This is a genomic window from Aeromicrobium sp., assembly GCF_025965075.1.
Taxonomy (GTDB): domain Bacteria; phylum Actinomycetota; class Actinomycetes; order Propionibacteriales; family Nocardioidaceae; genus Aeromicrobium.
This window is the reverse complement of record NZ_JAOPXQ010000070.1, coordinates 1-3202: the sequence shown is the minus strand read 5'-3', so window position 1 is coordinate 3202 and position 3202 is coordinate 1. Positions and strand designations below refer to the sequence as shown.

Genomic DNA, 3202 nt, shown 5'->3' with positions numbered 1-3202 from the left:
CGATGTCGCACACACCTCGACGACCTCGTCGCGGGTCGCCGTCAGGTGACCGTCCAGCCAGGCGCTGACGACCTGGGCGACGCCGCCGACCAGCAGCTCGGCGGTGACCAGCAGCCGTGGTCCGCCGGTCAGCGCCGTGCGGCTCGACGCCTCCGCCCCGACCAGGTCGACGAACAACCGGGTCGACGCAGCCCGCTGCGCCGCGATCTCGGGCACGACGGCGAGAGCGGGGGAGAACAGGAGCCGCCCGCGGGACGGATCGGCGGCGATCAGGTCGACCAACGCGCCGAGGGCGGCGCGGACGGCCTCGGCCGGGTCGTGACCGACCTCGGCCAGCGCCGCCAGGGTCTGGGTCGTGATCGTCGCGATGCACTCGTCGTAGACGGTCCGGGCCAGCTCGCCGGTGTCGGCGAAGCTCTCGTAGAAGTAGCGCGCCGTCAGCCCCGTCTCGCGGCACACCGCGCGCAGCGTGAACCCGCCCGGCCCGCCCTCGGCGGTCAGCAGCGTGCGACCCGCCTCGACCAGCCGCACCCGGCGCTCCGCGAGCCGGTCGGCACCCGACCGTCCGCCGTACGTCCTCAGCTCCGTCACCCCGGCATCTTGACACAATCCACCCACCCCGCGATGCTTTCTGACAACAGCCGTTATCAGAAGTAGCCTGGAGGCCCCATGAGCACCGCGTCCCCCGTCGACGAGCTGCCGACGCTCGACCGGACCGTCATCGGGGCCGGGCTGATGGCGGGCGCCGCCAACGTCATCATGCAGCTGGCCCGCCCCGCGGTCGGTTACGGCGTCGCGGAGAGCCGGGTCGAGAGCGGCCGGCTGTACGACCACCCGATCAAGCGGACCCGGACCACGCTGACCTATCTCGCGGTCGCGACCCTCGGGACCGACGCCGAGCGGGCCGACTACCGCACCGCGGTCAACGGCGCCCACGCCCAGGTGTTCTCGACCGAGGACAGCCCGGTGAGGTACCACGCGATGGACCCGGGCCTGCAGCTGTGGGTCGCGGCCTGCCTCTACCGCGGGTTCGAGGACTCCTACGAGGCGTTCGTCGGCCCCATGAGCGAGGCCCAGCGCGAGCACGTCTACCGCGAGGCCGCCCCGCTCGGGACGACCCTGCAGGTGCGGGAATCGATGTGGCCCGCGACCCGGGAGGCGTTCGAGGACTACTGGCAGGCGAACCTGGCCGAGGTGCACATCGACGACGTCATCCGCGACCACCTGATGTCGATCGTGCGGCTCGAGTTCTTCCCGCTGCCGGTGCAGTGGCTGTTCGGCCGCTTCAACACGTTCGTCACGACGGGCTTCCTGCACGCGCCGTTCCGCGAGCAGATGCACCTGGCCTGGACGACCCGCGACCAGCGCCGCTTCGACCGGCTCATGCGGGCGATCGGCGCGGTGGCCCGCAACCTCCCGGGGCCACTGCGCGCGTTCCCCTACAACGCCTGCCTGTGGGACCTGCGGCTGCGCCGCCGCCTCAAGCGCCCACTGATCTGACCCCAGCCCAGATTTGCGGAGTTTTGCACGGTTCTGGCCCGTCAAGAACGTGCAATGGTCCGCAAATCTGGGCTGGGGTCAGGAGCGGGCGGCCCAGAACGCCCGGAGGGCCTCGGTCGCGTCGGCCTCGCTCAGCGGGCCGCGGTCCATCCGCAGGTCGAGCAGGAAGCGGTACGCCTCGCCGACCTCGGGGCCGGGCGGGATGCCCAGGATCGCCATGATCTGGGCGCCGTCGAGGTCGGGCCGGATCGAGCCCAGCTCCTCCTGCTCGGCGAGGACCGCGATGCGCTCCTCGAGCTCGTCGTAGGTGCGCTGCAGCCGCGCGGCCTTCTTCTGGTTGCGGGTCGTCGAGTCCGCCCGGGTCAGGATGTGCAGCCGCTCGAGCTGGTCGCCCGCGTCACGGACGTAGCGCCGCACCGCCGAGTCGGTCCACTCGCCCGAGCCGTAGCCGTGGAAGCGCAGGTGCAGCTCGACGAGCTGGGCCACCTGGTCGATCAGGTCGTTGCTGTAGCGCAGGGCGCGCATGCGCTTGCGGGTCAGCTTGGCGCCCACCACGTCGTGGTGGTGGAAGGTCACGATGCCGCCGGACTCGAAGCGGCGGGTCTTGGGCTTGCCGACGTCGTGCATCAACGCGGCGAAGCGCGAGACGAAGTCGGGCCCGCCGCCGGGCAGCCGCGACTCGAGGTCGATCGACTGCTCGAGCACGGTGAGCGTGTGCTCGTAGACGTCCTTGTGGCGGTGGTGCTCGTCGCGCTCCAGCGCCAGCGCGGGCAGCTCGGGCAGCACCCGCTCGGCGAGACCGGTCTCGACCAGGAGGGTGAGGCCCAGGCGGGGGTACGGCGCGCAGATCAGCTTGACCAGCTCGTCGCGCACCCGCTCGGCCGAGATGATCTCGATCCGGTCGGCCATCGCCGTCATCGCGGCCACCACGCCCGGGTCGACGGTGAAGCCGAGCTGGGCGGCGAACCGTGCGGCCCGCATCATCCGCAGCGGGTCGTCGGAGAAGGAGTCCTCGGGGGTCCCCGGGGTGCGCAGCACGCGGTGGGCCAGGTCGACGACGCCGCCGTACGGGTCCTCGAGCTCGCGACCCGGCACCAGCACCGCCATCGCGTTGACGGTGAAGTCGCGCCGCCCGAGGTCGCCCTCGAGGGTGTCGCCGAACTCCACGTCCGGCTTGCGCGAGGTGGGGTCGTAGGACTCCGAGCGGTACGTCGTGATCTCGACCTGCCAGGGACCCTTGCGGCTGCCGATGGTGCCGAAGGCGCGGCCCATGTCCCAGATCGCGTCGGCCCAGCCGGTGAGCAGCTTCTCGGTCTGCTCGGGGCGCGCGGAGGTCGTGAAGTCGAGGTCGTTGTGCTGGCGCCCGAGCATCGCGTCGCGGACCGGGCCGCCGACCAGGGCGAGCTCGTGGCCGGCGTCGGCGAAGCGCCGGCCGAGGTCGTCGATCACCGAGGCGATCCGCTCGAGCTCGACGCCGACGGACCGTTGGACCTCGGTCATCTGCAGCGGGGGGAGCGGGGTGTCGGGCACGGGAGGCGAGTCTAGTGGGGTCGGCGCCCCCGCACCGCACTCGCGCTCGGCCGCCGTGGCGGCCCGAAGGGGTGAGTCCGGCGGATAGAGTCGGCGCGTGCTTCGCCCCTCCTCGCTGCTGCCTGCCCTCACGGCGGTGGTGGCGACGGTGGTCACGGCCGGGGTCGCGGCC

General features: G+C 72.3%; 3 protein-coding genes. 1 reads left to right on the top strand and 2 read right to left on the bottom strand.

Annotated features, from left to right (window positions below; genetic code table 11):
- On the bottom strand, positions 1 to 591 hold a 591-nt coding region (locus tag JWQ91_RS04525; protein WP_297781411.1), incomplete at its 3' end, for a hypothetical protein.
- Positions 592 to 669: 78 nt separating this feature from the next.
- Between JWQ91_RS04525 and JWQ91_RS04520 the strand changes: the two genes are divergently transcribed.
- On the top strand, positions 670 to 1500 hold the full coding sequence (locus JWQ91_RS04520) for an oxygenase MpaB family protein (protein ID WP_297781409.1): 831 nt from the start codon (positions 670 to 672) through the stop codon (positions 1498 to 1500).
- A 78-nt stretch (positions 1501 to 1578) separates the two neighbouring features.
- On the opposite strand, the gene JWQ91_RS04515 is transcribed toward JWQ91_RS04520, so the two are convergent.
- Complete coding sequence (locus tag JWQ91_RS04515; protein ID WP_297781413.1) at positions 1579 to 3000, bottom strand: CCA tRNA nucleotidyltransferase; 1422 nt, start codon at positions 2998 to 3000, stop codon at positions 1579 to 1581.
- Positions 3001 to 3202: the final 202 nt, after the last annotated feature.